Raw genomic sequence first — 13,749 nt, forward strand, 5'->3', positions numbered from 1 at the left:
CTCGTGGGACGAGCGCGGAGCCTCAGCCCTTGCGGGTCTTGATCTCGTCGGTCAGCTGCGGGACGACGTCGAAGAGGTCACCGACCACGCCGAAGTCGACCAGCTCGAAGATCGGGGCCTCGGCGTCCTTGTTGACGGCCACGATGGTCTTCGAGGTCTGCATGCCGGCACGGTGCTGGATGGCGCCGGAGATGCCGTTGGCGATGTACAGCTGCGGCGAGACCGACTTGCCGGTCTGGCCGACCTGGTTGGTGTGCGGGTACCAGCCGGCGTCGACCGCCGCGCGCGAGGCACCGACGGCCGCGCCGAGCTGGTCGGCAAGGGCCTCGATGATCGAGAAGTTCTCCGCGCCGTTCACGCCGCGGCCACCGGAGACCACGATCGCGGCCTCGGTCAGCTCCGGGCGGCCCGTCGACTCACGCGGCGTACGGCCGGTGACCTTGGTGCCGGTGGCCTGGTCGGAGAAGGACACGGACAGGGCCTCGACGCTGCCCGCGGCCGGGGCGGCCTCGACGGCGGCCGAGTTCGGCTTGACCGTGATGACCGGGGTGCCCTTGACGACACGGGACTTGGTGGTGAAGGACGCGGCGAACACCGACTGGGTGGCCACCGGGCCCTCGTCGCCGGCTTCGATGTCGACGGCGTCGGTGATGACGCCGGAGCCGATGCGCAGCGCCAGGCGGGCGGCGATCTCCTTGCCCTCGGCGGAGGACGGCACCAGCACGGCGGCCGGGGAGACGGCCTCGTGGGCGGCCTGCAGGGCGTCCACCTTGGGCACGACCAGGTAGTCGGCGTACTCGGACGCGTCGTGGGTGAGGACCTTCACCGCGCCGTGCTCGGCGAGCACGGCGGCGGTGTCGGCGGCGCCGTTGCCGAGGGCGACGGCGACCGGCTCGCCGATGCGGCGGGCCAGGGTCAGCAGCTCCAGGGTGGGCTTGCGGACGGCGCCGTCCACGTGGTCGACGTAGACGAGGACTTCAGCCATGGGATTGCTCTCCTGCGTAACGAAGTTGAGGGGCGGTCAGCGGGCGCGGGCCCTTAGATGAACTTCTGGCCCGCGAGGAACTCAGCGAGCTGCTTGCCGCCCTCGCCCTCGTCCTTGACGATGGTGCCGGCCGTACGGGCCGGACGCTCGGTCGCGGTCTCGACCCTGGTGAACGCGCCCTCCAGGCCGACCTCCTCGGCCTCGATGTCCAGGTCGGACAGGTCCCAGGACTCCACCGGCTTCTTCTTGGCCGCCATGATGCCCTTGAAGGACGGGTAACGGGCCTCGCCGGACTGGTCGGTCACGGAGACGACGGCCGGGAGCTGGGCCTCCAGCTGCTCCGAGGCGGCGTCGCCGTCGCGGCGGCCCTTGACGGTGCCGTCCTCGACGGAGACCTCGGACAGCAGCGTGATCTGCGGCACACCGAGCCGCTCGGCGACCAGCGCCGGGACGACGCCCATGGTGCCGTCGGTGGAGGCCATGCCGGAGACGACCAGGTCGTAACCGGCCTTCTCGATGGCCTTGGCCAGCACCAGGGAGGTACCGATGGCGTCGGTGCCGTGCAGGTCGTCGTCCTCGACGTGGATGGCCTTGTCGGCACCCATCGAGAGGGCCTTGCGCAGCGCGTCCTTGGCGTCCTCCGGGCCGATCGTCAGCACGGTGACCTCGGCGTCGTCCGCAGCCTCGGCGATCTGCAGCGCCTGCTCGACCGCGTACTCGTCCAGCTCGGAGAGCAGACCGTCCACGTCATCGCGGTCGACGGTCAGGTCATCGGCGAAGTGCCGGTCGCCAGTGGCGTCGGGCACGTACTTCACAGTGACAACGATCCTCAAGCTCACGCCGGCTCTCCTACTGCATCGTCATTTCCGGGCTGCCTCTTGCAGGCAGCATAGGCGCCTCAAGCGGCCGATCCCGGTCGGGGCGTCGGCGCGCTCCGACCGAAATATTACTCGTCAGTACACCTAGTTCATGCCCGCTAAGCAAGCGCTTTGAACTGTGACCTTCGCAACGCAGCGTAACCGGAACTCGACGGCCACGCCCGTGCGGGGGGCGTGATCAGTCCCGCAGTCCGTTGAAGCGGCCCTGGTGGTAAAGGAGCGGGCGGCCGGCACCCGAGGGATCACCGACGACCGCCTCGGCGAGCACGATCCGGTGATCTCCGGCGGGGACCCGCCCGACGATCCGGCAGACCAGCCAGGCGAGCACGTCGTCCAGCACCGGTACGCCCTCCGGTCCCTCCCGCCAGGCGGTGGAGGCGCCGAAGCGGTCGGCACCGCTGCGCGCGAAGGTGGCGGCCAGGTCGCTCTGGTGCTCACCGAGCACGTGCACCCCGACGTGGTCCGCCTCGGCTATCGCGGGCCAGCTGGAGGCGCCCGTGCCGATGCCGAAGGAGACCATCGGGGGCTCCGCGGAGACGGAGGTGAGGGAGGTGGCGGTGAAACCGACCGGGCCGGAGGCGCCGCGCGCGGTGATCACCGCGACACCGGCGGCGTGCCGGCGGAAGGTGGAGCGCAGCAGGTCGGGGGAGGCGAGCTGGGGGGTGCCGAGGCCGGGCGTTGCCGTCATGGAGTTGTCCTTCTGCGAGGGGAGAGGAGCGGGTCCGTGGCTGCTCAACAGCCGGGACAACGCGCGCTCGCGGTGCGGGCCAGGTCGATGTGGGCCCGCCCGTAGAGAAGGAGTTCGGTCGGCACACGGTCAGGTTGACGACAGGTGTGGCGCGCAGTCAAGGAGATCCCGCGATCTGGAAGATGTCTCACTGTTGCCTGAAGCCTGCTCAGACGGCCTCCCCCAGCGCGGCGATGACGTCGGCCTTGCGGGGCTGTCCGGTCGCGCGCCGCACCACCCTGCCGTCGGCGTCCAGGACGAGGACGGTGGGCGTCTTGAGGATCCGCAGCTCGCGCACGAGGTCCAGGTGGGCCTCGGCGTCGATCTCGACGTGGGTCACGCCCGGGACCATCCCGGCGACCTCGGCGAGGAGGCGGCGGGTGGCCCGGCAGGGCGCGCAGAAGGCGCTGGAGAACTGCACCAGCGTGGCGCGCTCCCCCAGCCCGCAGCCGAGTTCGGCCGCTCCGAGCCGCGTGCCGTCGTCACGTCCGCGCACCCGCGCCCTCCCGTTCCGCCGCTCGTGCGGCTCGCCGCGGCGGGCGCCCGTGGAGGCGCACCGCCGGTCCGGTCCTCTCGGAAGAGAGGCGCGCGCGGAGCCGCGAAGATTCCCGGGCCCGGCCACGCCGTCGTAAAGGGGGATTAAAGATCCAAGGTGGGATGTAGGCCGACGTGACGAGGATCTCTTCGCCGCGGGGCACCAGGGCTGGCTACCCGTCCGTTCTTCGGGCACGATCTGCGAGACGCCGTAAACCTACGGCTGCGTAACTTTCCCGCCGGGATCCCCCCTTTCCCGAGCAGAGCAGAAAGGGTCCACCCCGCTCATGCCAGAGCTGGTCTACCGTCCCGTCATCGGTTTCGCCAAGACGTTGTTCAAGGTCTGGGACCTGAAGATCGACTGCCAGGGGTCGGAGAACATCCCGCGCTCGGGCGGTGCCGTGCTGGTGAGCAACCACATCAGCTACCTGGACTTCGTCTTCAACGGGCTGGCGGCCCTGCCGCAGAAGCGCCTGGTGCGCTTCATGGCGAAGGACTCCGTCTTCCGCCACCGGATCTCCGGGCCGCTGATGCGCGGCATGAAGCACATCCCGGTGGACCGCACGCAGGGCGAGGCCGCGTATGCCCACGCACTGGACTCGCTGCGTTCCGGTGAGATCATCGGGGTGTTCCCGGAGGCGACGATCTCGCAGTCGTTCACGCTGAAGAGCTTCAAGTCCGGCGCGGCCCGTCTCGCCCAGGAGGCGGGCGTCCCGCTGGTCCCGATGGCGGTGTGGGGCACGCAGCGGCTGTGGACCAAGGGGCAGCCCCGCAACTTCCGGCGCGACCACCTGCCCGTCACCATCCGGGTCGGCGAGCAGGTGGAGGCGCCCCGCGACCAGTACGCCGGTGCCATCACCCGCCGGCTGCGCGAGCGCGTCCAGGACCTGCTGGACGCCGCCCAGCGCGCCTACCCGGGCCGCCCCAAGGGTTCGGAGGACTCCTGGTGGCTTCCGGCGCACCTCGGCGGCACGGCGCCGACGGCGGAGCAGCTGCGCGCGGCGGAGGCGCTCTGAGACACGCTGCCCCGGTGCGTCCGGGGGCGCGCGTGCGCGTCCCCGTTCAGAGGGTGGCCGGGAGAGTCCTGCCGAGGTGCCGCCGGTCGGGGGCGGCTCGCAGGGCGGCGAGGACCGCGGGGTGCGGTGCGGCGTACAGGACCGGATGGTCCGTCTCGCCCGACGCCGGGTCCGGGACCCAGGCGAGCCGTTCACCGTCCAGGGAGAACCGGGCGTCGACGCCCGGCTTGTTGCCGCGGGCGTCCTGGCGGTGCCAGGCGCCGTCGAAGCGGACGGCGACCAGGCCGTGGACGACGTGGCCGCCCTCGTCGTCGGTCAGCCGCTGGTAGCACAGGGCGGCCGGGATGTCCTCGGCGCGGAGCAGGGCGGCCAGGGCATGGGACTTGGCGTGGCAGATGCCGGTGCCCAGGGTCAGCACGTCGGAGGCGCGCCAGGTGACGCGGAGATCTCCCGAGTCCTGGGAGTGCGCGATGGCGTCCCGGACGAATTCATAGGCCGCTCGCGCATATTCATACGAGTCGCCGACCTCTGCGGCCAGCCGGGCGGCGGTCGCCCGTACCACTGGGTGATGGTGGTCGATGACCTCGTCAGCCGCAAGGTACGCCGACAGGTCCGGGGTGTTCTGGATCAGCTCCATGCGCACGGAGCATAGGAAAGCGGCCACTCGACAGTCAATGACTTTTCGAGTGACCGCATACCTATGCAAAGCGTGGCGGCGCTTGGCGCGGCGTCAGCGGGCCATCTCCTCCTTGACGGCCGCCACGAACGCGTCGACGTCGTCCTCCGTGGTGTCGAAGGAGCACATCCAGCGCACCACGCCGGCGGCCTCGTCCCAGAAGTAGAAGCGGAACCGCTTCTGCAGCCGCTCGCTGACGTCGTGCGGGAGCCGGGCGAAGACACCGTTGGCCTGCACCGGGTAGAGGATCTCCACGCCGTGCACCGCGCGGACGCCCTCGGCGAGCCGCTGCGCCATCTCGTTGGCGTGGCGGGCGTTGCGCAGCCACAGGTCCTTGGCGAGCAGGGCCTCCAGCTGCACCGAGACGAAACGCATCTTGGAGGCCAGCTGCATCGACATCTTCCGCAGGTGCTTCATCTGCCGCACCGCGTCCTGGTTGATGACGACGACGGCCTCGCCGAACACGGCACCGTTCTTCGTCCCGCCCAGCGAGAGGATGTCCACACCGACCGCGTTGGTGAAGGTCCGCATGGGCACGTTCAGCGAGGCGGCGGCGTTGGCTATCCGGGAGCCGTCCAGGTGCACCTTCATGCCGTGCATGTGGGCGTGCTCGCAGATCGCGCGGATCTCCTCGGGCGTGTACAGAGTGCCCAGTTCGGTGCTCTGGGTGATCGACACGACCTGCGGCATGGCGCGGTGCTCGTCGTCCCAGCCGAACGCCTGCCGGTCGATCAGCTCGGGCGTGAGCTTGCCGTCGGGCGTGGGCACGGTGAGCAGCTTCAGCCCGCCCATGCGTTCGGGCGCGCCGCCTTCGTCCACGTTGATGTGCGCGCTCTCGGCGCAGATCACCGCGCCCCAGCGGTCGGTGACCGCCTGGAGCGCGACGACGTTCGCGCCGGTGCCGTTGAAGACCGGGAAGGCCTCCGCGGTGGACCCGAAGTGGCTCCGGACGATCCGCTGCAGGTTCTCGGTGTAGTCGTCCTCGCCGTACGCCACCTGGTGGCCGCCGTTGGCCAGGGCCAGGGCGGCCAGCACCTCGGGGTGGGCTCCGGCGTAGTTGTCACTGGCGAAACCGCGGACCTGGGGGTCGTGATGGCGACGCGCGTCGGTCCTGGGAGGGTTCACGGCTTCTCGGTCAGCCACAGACGGTTTCCGTTCACTTCGGCGGCGGACTTGCTCCAGACGCCTTCGATGGCCTCGGCCAGGTCCTTGACGTCCGTGAAGCCCGCGAACTTCGCGTTGGGGCGTTCGGCGCGCATCGCGTCGTGCACCAGCGCCTTCACCACCAGGATGGCAGCCGCCGAGCTGGGCCCCTCGGCCCCCTCGGTGGCCCCCGCCTTGCGGAAGCCGTCGGCCATCGCGAGCGTCCACGCCTCGGCGGCGGCCTTGGCCGCGGCGTACGCCGCGTTCCCGGCCGTCGGCTTCGCGGTGCCGGCGGCGCTGGTGAGGACGTACCGGCCGCGGTCGCTGCGCTGCAGGGCGTCGAAGAAGGCGAGGGAGGTGTGCTGGACCGTGCGGACGAGCAGCTTCTCCAGCAGGTCCCAGTCGGCCAGGTCGGTCTCGGCGAAGTTCGCGCTGCCGCGCCAGCCGCCGACGAGGTGGACCAGGCCGTCGACACGGCCGTGGTCCTTCTCGATGCGCGCGGCCCAGTCGCGGGTGGACTGCAGGTCGAGCAGGTCGACGGTCTCGCCGGTGACCGTGGCACCGCCGCGGGCGTAGCGGGCCGCGTCGACCGCCTCCGCCAGCCGCTCCGGGTTGTTGTCGGCGCCGACGACGACCGCACCCGCCTCGGCGAGCCGGACCAGCGTCGCGTGCCCGGCGGGTCCGCCCGCGCCGGCCACCGCGATCACCGCACCACTGAGAGACCCGTTCGCCACCATGTTCTTCCCCTCTTGAGCCGTGTTCCCGAGGCGGTCGCTCACGCGGCGATCCGCTCGGCGCCGTCCGCCGTGATGCCTTTGCAGGAGGCGATCACGTTCTTCAGTTTCTTCGACAGCGCCTCAAAGAACATGCTCAGCGGAAACTCGTCCGGAAGCACGTCGTCCACGAGCTTGCGCGGCGGCTGGGTCAGGTCCAGGGCGTCCGGTCCCTTGGCCCACTTCGAGCCGGGGTGCGGGGCGACGTACGTGGAGACCAGCTCGTAGCCGGCGAACCAGTGCACCAGCTTGGGGCGGTCGATGCCGTCCCGGTAGAGCTTCTCGATCTCGGCGCACAGCTGGTTGGTGACCTTCGGGGCACGCTCCCAGTCGATGGAGAGCTTGTTGTCGGTCCAGCGGACGACGTCGTGCTTGTGGAGGTAGGCGAAGAGCAGCTGGCCGCCGAGGCCGTCGTAGTTGCGGTTGCGGTCTCCGGTGACCGGGAAGCGGAACATGCGGTCGAAGAGCACCGCGTACTGCACGTCACGGGCCTGCGGGACGCCGTCCGCCTCCAGCTTCACGGCCTCCTTGAAGGCGGTGAGGTCACAGCGCAGCTCCTCCAGGCCGTACATCCAGAACGGCTGGCGCTGCTTGATCATGAACGGGTCGAACGGCAGGTCGCCGTGGCTGTGGGTGCGGTCGTGGACCATGTCCCACAGCACGAACGCCTCTTCGCAGCGCTTCTGGTCGTCGACCATCGCGGCGATGTCCTCGGGCAGCTCCAGGCCGAGGATGTCCACGGCGGCGTCGGTGACGCGCCGGAAGCGGGCGGCTTCGCGGTCGCAGAAGATGCCACCCCAAGAGAAACGTTCCGGCGCCTCACGCACGGCGATCGTCTCCGGGAACAGCACGGCGGAGTTGGTGTCATAACCCGAGGTGAAGTCCTCGAAGGTGATGCCGCAGAACATCGGGTTGTCGTACCGGGTGCGCTCCAGCTCGGCCAGCCAGTCCGGCCAGACCATGCGCAGCACGACCGCCTCCAGGTTGCGGTCCAGGTTGCCGTTCTGCGTGTACATCGCGAAGACGACCAGGTGCTGCAGGCCGTCCGCGCGGTCCGCCGCGGGCTGGAAGGCCAGCAGGGAGTCCAGGAAGTCCGGCACCTCGAAACCGCCCTCGGCCCAGCGATGCAGGTCCCGCACCAGGGCCTCGTGGTAGGCCGCGTCGTGCGGGAGCAGCGGGGAGAGCTGCTCGACGGCGTCGGCGACACGCCCGACGGCCGCCACGGCGTCGGCCCGCGACGGGGCGCCCTCCGCCTCGAAGTCGATCGATCCGTCCTTCGACTGCCATGGCCGGATCTGCTCCACGGCATTCTTGAGCACGGGCCAAGCCGGGTGCTCAACCACCCTGGTCAGCGAAGGAACATGTCCCTCCGCACCCGCCTGCACAAGAATTTCCGTCATGTCCCATCCTCCACGGGAGAACCTCGCGTATGGACACCGTATGCATACCCGGTTTCTCCCAGCAAGACCGTGGGCGGGAAATTATTCTGCGCACCCCCTTGGTCACCGATGTTTTTCCTGTCGTAAACCGTGACGACGGTCACTTCCACCGAGCGTGCCGGGCACTCCCCGGTACCGTTCCGACCGGTCAAGAGGGCGGCGGACTCGCCCACCAGCGGGTGACGGCCGGGGCGCATACCGGCCAACGGGCGCCTGCCCCGGGGCCCGAATGCCCCGCGCAGCTGCGGGTTCAACGTCCGCCCCGGCCATTAGGCTGCGACCTTGCCGCGTGGACGACGACGTCCGGGACGCCTCCGTCGGACCGCGCGCCGCCGAGCCGCCGTCGACGGAAGCGAGTTGAACCTTGAACTTCCTTACCATCGGTCACCGCGGGGTCATGGGCGTCGAGCCCGAGAACACCCTCCGTTCCTTCGCCGCCGCGCAGCGGGCCGGCCTCGACCTGATCGAACTCGATCTGCATCTGAGCAAGGACGGCGCTCTCGTCGTCATGCACGACGCGGACGTGGACCGTACGACCGACGGTTCCGGACCGATCGCCGAGAAGACCCTCGCGGAGCTGCGCGCCCTGGACGCGGGCCGCGGCGAGCGGGTGCCGGTGTTCGAGGAGGTGCTGGAGGCGGTGCGCGCGCCGCTCCAGGCCGAGATCAAGGATGTGGCGGCGGCGCGGGCCCTGGCCGAGGTGATGCGCGCGCGGGACCTGACCACGCGGGTGGAGGTCTCCTCGTTCCACGACGACGCGGTCGCCGAGATCGCGCGGCTCGTACCGGGCGTGCGCACCGCGCTCGTCGCTAGCCGGTACGGCACCGACGTCGTGGACCGGGCCGTCGCCGCGGGCGCCTCGACCGTGTGCCTCAACATCCGCCGGCTGACCCTCGAGGTCGTCGAGCACGCGCGCGCGTCCGGGCTGCGGATCATCGGCTGGGTGGTCAACACGCAGGACCACCTGCGGCTGGTGCGCGCGCTCGGGCTGGACGGCGCGACGACCGACTACCCGGAGATCAAGCGCACGGGGCGCTTCACGGCGTGACCCCGCCGGCGGTACGGCGAGACGATCAGGCCAGCTCCTTCACCAGCAGCTCGAACTCGAGGTCGTCGCGCTGCGGGATACCGAAGCGCTCGTCGCCGTACGGGAACGGGGACATCTTTCCCGTACGGCGGTAGCCGCGGCGCTCGTACCAGGCGATCAGGTCGTCGCGCACGGAGATCACCGTCATGCGCATCTCCGTGACCCCCCAGGTGTCGCGGGACAGCCGCTCCGCCTCCGCCATGACCACCTTGCCGAGGCCGGCGCCCTGCAGGGCGGGGCTCACCGCGAACATGCCGAAGTAGACGTGGTCACCGCGGTGCTCCAGCTGGCAGCAGGCGACGATCCGGCCGTCCTGCTCGACGGTGAGCAGCCGGCTGTCGGCCGACGCGATCACGGCGAGCACGCCCTCGGGGTCCGTCCGCTGGCCCTGGAGGATGTCCGCCTCGGTGGTCCACCCGGCCCGGCTGCTGTCCCCCCGGTACGCCGACTCGATCAGTGCGACGAGGGCGTCGACGTCGGTTTCGGCGGCGTCGCGGAAGGTGAGTCCGGCGGCGGTGTGGTCCATGACAGTGGTCTCCGATCTCTGACGCGGCTGAGCACCGACGAGGGTAACGCTGCCGCTAGGCTCCGCCCGCATGGTGCATGTACTCAGCAGCCGGACACTGCTCCGGCCCGCCGATCCCGAGCGTTCCCGTGCGTTCTACGGCGAACAGCTCGGCCTGTCCGTCTACCGCGAGTTCGGTACCGGCCCCGAGCGCGGCACGGTCTACTTCCTCGGCGGCGGCTTCCTGGAGCTCTCCGGGCGCTCCGACGGCTCTCCCCCGCCGGGGGTGCGGCTGTGGCTGCAGGTCGACGACGTGACGGCCGCGGGCGAGGAACTGCGGGCCCGGGGCGTCGAGATCGTCCGGCCCGCGGTGCGGGAGCCGTGGGGCCTGGTCGAGATGTGGATCGCCGACCCGGACGGCACGCCGATCGTCCTGGTCGAGATCCCGTCGGACCATCCGCTGCGCTACCGGCCCGGCGTCTAGGCGGCCCCGCCGAGCGGTCCCGGGTGGGGGGATGCCGGCCTGAGCCGTACGCGCCACCGCGGCGTCGTCCTCGGATTCACCGGTCACGGGCCGCACACCCGATGGCTCGACCACGGAGAGACCAGCGCCGGCGTACCGGCCGCACTCCTGGCCCTTCGCGACCAGGACCGGGACGGTCCTCGGCAGGTCGAGTTTCCTGGAACGATCGATGCCCTGGGTGCACCCGAACCCGACGCACACGCGCAGTCGCTCGGCGGCGAGCCGAGCGTCCAGCTGGCCGGCGCGCCGGACGAAGCCCGGCCTGATCACGAAGCCACCCGAGCGGCCGACCGAGATCTGATGAGAGCTCTCAACCAGCGCGGCTGAGACGTTCTGCCGGCATCGGCTTCTGTGCACGACCCGCCCGACGAACTAGGCCACGGACGCCGACAACCAGCGCCCAGAGCAGGAGAGGAAGAGTGGCGACCCGTTCCATCCCTCCCATGCCGAGACCGAGGTAGTGCCGGAAGAGGAACAGCCCGAAGGCCGCGAACGCTGTGGCTCCCAGCAGGCTGGTGCCCCACCGCAGGGGGGTCGGTACGTGTTCTGCCAGGCCGAAACCCGCCACGACGAGACCGATGTTGCCCGCTGCCATGATGAAGAGGGCGCCCAGGACATGCTGGTTCTCGTTGACGTCCGCAGGAGCCAGCCCGGCCGACACGAATCCCACGCCGGCACCGGCGAGCAGCAGACGGGCCACGGCAGCGGCCCGTCCCCTGCGCCAAAGGCCACCACCGGTCAGGGCGGCACCGACAACCAGCAGCACCCCCAGGGCGACGAACGAGACATTCATCAGACCGTGCTCGGGGGAACAGATGTACCGCGGCTCGGGATCTGGCTGCAGAGCGCAGTGAGCGTTGCCCAAGTCGCTGATGTTGTTCCGCGCCCAGCTGTACGGTTCGGCCCAAGCCGACTCGGCGATCCCATGGATGACGAAGAACTGCACCACGCCCACGATCCATGCCGAGTACCCGATCCGGACTCTCACCTGTCCACCTTCCGCCACGCGAAGAACGTGCGGACAGCCGATCATGCGGCGCCGGACTCAGGCACTCCGACAAGCCCCCTGGAACAGAGTGGGGCAGACCCTACTGCGACCGGGGGCAGGAGTTCACGGAACGAGCGCAGGCGCTACGCCGTCGGCGAAGTGGCGACGCGCAGGCTCACGGTCTGCGCTTGAGTGACCTGATGAAAATCTTGGTACTGGGTGGAACGGCGTGGGTGGGCCGTGAGGTCTCGCGGCAGGCGCTGGAACGTGGGCATCGGGTGACGTGCCTGGCCCGCGGGGAGAGTGGCGAGGTAGCCGAGGGCGCGGTGCTGGTCGCCGCGGACAGGCGGCACCCGTCGGCATACGAAGGCCTGGCAGGCCAGGATTGGGACGCCGTGATCGAGGTGTCCGGGCAGCCCGGCTTTGTCCGCGGGGCATTGGCTGCGCTCGGCGAGCGGGCGGCCCACTGGTCCTACGTGTCGTCGGTCAGCGCGTATGCCTCGCATGCGGAGCGGAACGCGGACGAGTCGGCGGAACTGCTCCCGGCGGCCGTGCGGGACGAGGTCGGCCACGACGGATTCGGGGAGGCCAAGGTGGCCTGCGAGGAAGCCGCGACGGCCTCGGTGGGAGACCGGCTCCTCATCGCGCGGGCCGGACTGATCGGTGGCCCCGGTGACCACAGCGGCCGCTCCGGGGCCTGGGTCGCCCGCGCGGCCCGCCGGCCGCTGTCCCCGCTCCTGGTGCCGGCGTCCCCTGACCTACCGACGCAGGTGATCGACGCGCGGGACCTCGCGGCGTGGCTGCTGGACTGTGCGGAGAGGGGGACGACCGGCACGTACGACGCGGTCGGTCCGATCATGTCCTTCGGGGAGTGGGTGGCGCTGTCGAGGGAGATCGGTGGACACACCGGCCCGGTGGTGGAGGCGGACGACGACTGGCTGCTCGGGCAGAAGGTGGTCCAGGCGATGGGCCCGGAGTCGCTGGCGTTGTGGGTGGCCGACCCGGACTGGGTCGGCTTCGGCGCCCGCAACGGCGCCGCGGCGAGCGCGGCCGGATTGCGGCACCGGCCCAGGGCGGAACTGCTGAGGGAGACACTGTGCTGGGAACGGGAGCAGGGCCTGGACCGGCCCCGCCGGGCCGGCCTGAGCGCCGACCGCGAGCGCGAACTCCTGGAAGCACTGGGGTGAGGAAGCCCTGCGGCGCGTCGTGACTCGAAGGCGGGCGGACGCAGGGCGGCGAACGCCCTCATCGGCCCTTTCCTCGGCGGGCGTTCCGAGCAGGAGAGCCAGAACTTCAGCACATCGTGCGGCGGGGCAGTAGCAGCTCGGTGCGGTTCCGGCGGGCGATGACGCTGCCGGCCTCGGCCGGCGGCAGCACGGTCCCGGTCATAGCCCATCTGGTCCAGGCGGACGAGGACACCGTCCGCGATGTGATCCACAGGTTCAACGAGATCGGGTGTGCATGTCTTGACCCGTACACCCTGATCTCGGCCGGCCTGAGTCTGTGGATCGCTGCGCAGGCTGCCCGCTCGGTCAGTCCTTGAGCCCACGCTTCGAGATCGTCTCCGGCATCGTGGAAGAACCACGGGTCGAAGCTTCCGAGGGCCTCCAGCGCGGGTGCGAGTCCGTACGCAGCACTAGGCGCGCAGGGCGCCTCCCAGGCCCTCCAGGCGGCTGAGCAACTCGGCCAGCCGTCCGGCGAGTTCGCCCTGCACGTCGGGGGACAGGGCGGACAGGACGGCCGTCTCGTAGGTGAGCTGCTCGGGGAGGATGCCGTCGACCAGGTCACGGCCGGCGTCCGTGAGGCGGACGTGGGCGACACGGCGGTCACGGGTGTCGCCCCGCCGTTCCACCAGGCCGCGCTCGGTCAGCTGCTTGAGCCGCTTGGTGACGGCGGCCCCGGAGGAGAAGGTCTCCCGGGCCAGCTCGCCCGGGGTCAGCTCGTGGCCGGTGCGGCGCAGCGCGCCGAGCAGGTCGAACTCCGGGCGGCTCAGGCCGGCCCGGCGCAGCGGCGCGTCCTCGGCCTGCTGGAGCAGGGCGGCGCAGCGGTTGATCCGGCCGATGATCTCCATGGGTCCGGTGTCCAGCTGCGGATGGACGGCCTGCCACTGGCGGACGACGGCGGAGACGGTGTCGCTCCGCGCGGGGTCGGTGCCGGCCCCGGGCCGGGTACCGGCCGCGTCGCCTGCGGGCGTCGGTCCGCCGTTGGTCGCCGTCATGGCCGTATGTCCTCCGTCGTCCTGCCCGGGTCCTGGTCCCGGGACCGGTCCTGCGGTACGAGCCCCTGACGCCGTACCACCGCCGCGAGCGTACGGTGTCCGGACTGCTCGGTGAGCACGACCCGCTCCTCGGGCAGGGCGCGCTGCCACCACTCGCCGGCGGCGGCGTCGGCGGTGGCGCGCAGATCGGCCAGGGCGGCGGCGAGGGCTCGGCGGGCGGACTCCAGGGCGCGGGGTGCCGGCTGCGGCTCGGCGAG

At 70.9% G+C, this 13,749-nt stretch carries 15 protein-coding genes and 2 pseudogenes; 5 read left to right on the forward strand and 12 right to left on the reverse strand.

What is annotated here, in order from left to right; genetic code table 11:
* Positions 1 to 22: 22 nt before the first annotated feature.
* From GT045_RS03665 to GT045_RS03680, 4 genes are all read right to left on the reverse strand, one after another.
* Complete coding sequence (locus GT045_RS03665) at positions 23 to 985, reverse strand: electron transfer flavoprotein subunit alpha/FixB family protein (RefSeq protein WP_161288876.1); 963 nt, start codon at positions 983 to 985, stop codon at positions 23 to 25.
* Positions 986 to 1,038: 53 nt separating this feature from the next.
* Positions 1,039 to 1,824 (reverse strand): electron transfer flavoprotein subunit beta/FixA family protein, encoded by a 786-nt coding sequence (locus tag GT045_RS03670; RefSeq protein WP_161333277.1) that lies wholly within the window; start codon positions 1,822 to 1,824, stop codon positions 1,039 to 1,041.
* A 217-nt stretch (positions 1,825 to 2,041) separates the two neighbouring features.
* On the reverse strand, positions 2,042 to 2,551 hold the full coding sequence (locus tag GT045_RS03675) for a flavin reductase family protein (RefSeq protein WP_161333278.1): 510 nt from the start codon (positions 2,549 to 2,551) through the stop codon (positions 2,042 to 2,044).
* 208 nt (positions 2,552 to 2,759) lie between these two features.
* On the reverse strand, positions 2,760 to 3,086 hold the full coding sequence (locus GT045_RS03680; RefSeq protein ID WP_161333279.1) for a thioredoxin family protein: 327 nt from the start codon (positions 3,084 to 3,086) through the stop codon (positions 2,760 to 2,762).
* A gap of 325 nt (positions 3,087 to 3,411) precedes the next feature.
* On the opposite strand from GT045_RS03680, the gene GT045_RS03685 reads away from it, so the two are divergent.
* Complete coding sequence (locus tag GT045_RS03685; protein ID WP_161288884.1) at positions 3,412 to 4,140, forward strand: lysophospholipid acyltransferase family protein; 729 nt, start codon at positions 3,412 to 3,414, stop codon at positions 4,138 to 4,140.
* Positions 4,141 to 4,186: 46 nt separating this feature from the next.
* On the opposite strand, the gene GT045_RS03690 is transcribed toward GT045_RS03685, so the two are convergent.
* From GT045_RS03690 to GT045_RS03705, 4 genes are all read right to left on the reverse strand, one after another.
* Positions 4,187 to 4,777 carry a transglutaminase family protein gene (locus GT045_RS03690; RefSeq protein WP_161333280.1) on the reverse strand — a complete coding sequence of 197 codons (591 nt, stop codon included), beginning with the start codon at positions 4,775 to 4,777 and terminating at the stop codon, positions 4,187 to 4,189.
* A 93-nt stretch (positions 4,778 to 4,870) separates the two neighbouring features.
* A complete protein-coding gene (locus GT045_RS03695; RefSeq protein ID WP_161333281.1) occupies positions 4,871 to 5,941 on the reverse strand; it encodes a low specificity L-threonine aldolase in 1,071 nt (356 codons plus the stop codon).
* Positions 5,938 to 6,696 carry an SDR family oxidoreductase gene (locus GT045_RS03700; protein ID WP_161333283.1) on the reverse strand — a complete coding sequence of 253 codons (759 nt, stop codon included), beginning with the start codon at positions 6,694 to 6,696 and terminating at the stop codon, positions 5,938 to 5,940. Before GT045_RS03700 ends, GT045_RS03695 begins: the two co-directional genes overlap by 4 nt.
* Positions 6,697 to 6,734: 38 nt before the next feature.
* A complete protein-coding gene (locus tag GT045_RS03705; RefSeq protein ID WP_161289770.1) occupies positions 6,735 to 8,132 on the reverse strand; it encodes a DUF6421 family protein in 1,398 nt (465 codons plus the stop codon).
* 403 nt (positions 8,133 to 8,535) lie between these two features.
* Here GT045_RS03705 and GT045_RS03710 point away from each other — a divergent pair, with 403 nt between their 5' ends.
* Positions 8,536 to 9,219, forward strand: a complete 684-nt coding sequence (locus GT045_RS03710; RefSeq protein WP_161289768.1) for a glycerophosphodiester phosphodiesterase family protein — start codon at positions 8,536 to 8,538, stop codon at positions 9,217 to 9,219.
* A 25-nt stretch (positions 9,220 to 9,244) separates the two neighbouring features.
* Here GT045_RS03710 and GT045_RS03715 read toward each other — a convergent pair whose 3' ends face one another.
* Positions 9,245 to 9,784, reverse strand: a complete 540-nt coding sequence (locus GT045_RS03715; RefSeq protein ID WP_161289766.1) for a GNAT family N-acetyltransferase — start codon at positions 9,782 to 9,784, stop codon at positions 9,245 to 9,247.
* Positions 9,785 to 9,854: 70 nt separating this feature from the next.
* On the opposite strand from GT045_RS03715, the gene GT045_RS03720 reads away from it, so the two are divergent.
* Complete coding sequence (locus GT045_RS03720; protein ID WP_161289764.1) at positions 9,855 to 10,247, forward strand: VOC family protein; 393 nt, start codon at positions 9,855 to 9,857, stop codon at positions 10,245 to 10,247.
* A gap of 349 nt (positions 10,248 to 10,596) precedes the next feature.
* Here the strand turns inward: GT045_RS03720 and GT045_RS03725 are convergent, their stop codons facing one another.
* On the reverse strand, positions 10,597 to 11,235 hold the full coding sequence (locus GT045_RS03725; protein WP_161289760.1) for a DUF998 domain-containing protein: 639 nt from the start codon (positions 11,233 to 11,235) through the stop codon (positions 10,597 to 10,599).
* 239 nt (positions 11,236 to 11,474) lie between these two features.
* Here GT045_RS03725 and GT045_RS03730 point away from each other — a divergent pair, with 239 nt between their 5' ends.
* Positions 11,475 to 12,461 carry an NAD-dependent epimerase/dehydratase family protein gene (locus tag GT045_RS03730; protein ID WP_161333282.1) on the forward strand — a complete coding sequence of 329 codons (987 nt, stop codon included), beginning with the start codon at positions 11,475 to 11,477 and terminating at the stop codon, positions 12,459 to 12,461.
* A gap of 158 nt (positions 12,462 to 12,619) precedes the next feature.
* Positions 12,620 to 12,748, forward strand: a pseudogene (locus GT045_RS03735) (helix-turn-helix domain-containing protein); the annotation flags it as partial.
* Positions 12,749 to 12,910: 162 nt separating this feature from the next.
* On the opposite strand, the gene GT045_RS03740 reads toward GT045_RS03735, so the two are convergent.
* Both GT045_RS03740 and GT045_RS03745 read right to left on the reverse strand, forming a co-directional pair.
* A complete protein-coding gene (locus GT045_RS03740) occupies positions 12,911 to 13,492 on the reverse strand; it encodes a MarR family transcriptional regulator (RefSeq protein ID WP_161289756.1) in 582 nt (193 codons plus the stop codon).
* A pseudogene (locus GT045_RS03745) lies at positions 13,489 to 13,749 on the reverse strand (FUSC family protein); the annotation flags it as partial. The gene GT045_RS03740 and the pseudogene GT045_RS03745, both read right to left, overlap by 4 nt.

The organism is Streptomyces sp. SID486, from assembly GCF_009865385.1.
In the GTDB taxonomy this organism is placed as follows: domain Bacteria; phylum Actinomycetota; class Actinomycetes; order Streptomycetales; family Streptomycetaceae; genus Streptomyces.